Origin of the sequence: Streptomyces sp. DH12 (genome assembly GCF_020873895.1) — a bacterium.
GTDB lineage: Bacteria > Actinomycetota > Actinomycetes > Streptomycetales > Streptomycetaceae > Streptomyces.
Map to the genome: position 1 here is coordinate 1 of NZ_JAHWGT010001552.1, position 399 is coordinate 399.

A 399-nucleotide genomic window follows, 5' to 3' on the forward strand; every position below is an offset into this window, starting at 1 on the left:
GGCCGCCTCGAGATGGCCGAAGACCAGGCGGACGGCGTGCAGGGCGAGACCGTCGGTGAAGTCGTTGGCGTAGACGGACACGTACGCCTCGATGGCGTGGGTGAGGGCGTCGAAGCCGCTGTCGGCGGCCAGCGCCGGGGGCAGGGCGGTGGTGAGGAGCGGGTCCACGATGGCCACGCTGGGGGTGAGCGCGTAGTCGGCCAGCGGGTACTTCTTGCCGGTGGCGGGGTCGGAGATCACGGCGAAGGGGGTGACCTCGGCGCCGGTACCGGAGGTGGTGGGCACGCACACCAGGCGGGCCAGCTTGCCCAGGGCCGGGAAGCGGAAGGCGCGCTTGCGGATGTCGGAGAACTTCTGCCGCATGTCGGCGAAGTCGACGTCGGGCTGCTCGTACAGCAG

General features: G+C 71.2%; 1 protein-coding gene. It reads right to left on the bottom strand.

All coding sequences use genetic code 11. The features are described from left to right. On the bottom strand, positions 1–399 hold a 399-nt coding region (locus LPA54_RS41040; protein ID WP_228985491.1), incomplete at both ends, for an iron-containing alcohol dehydrogenase.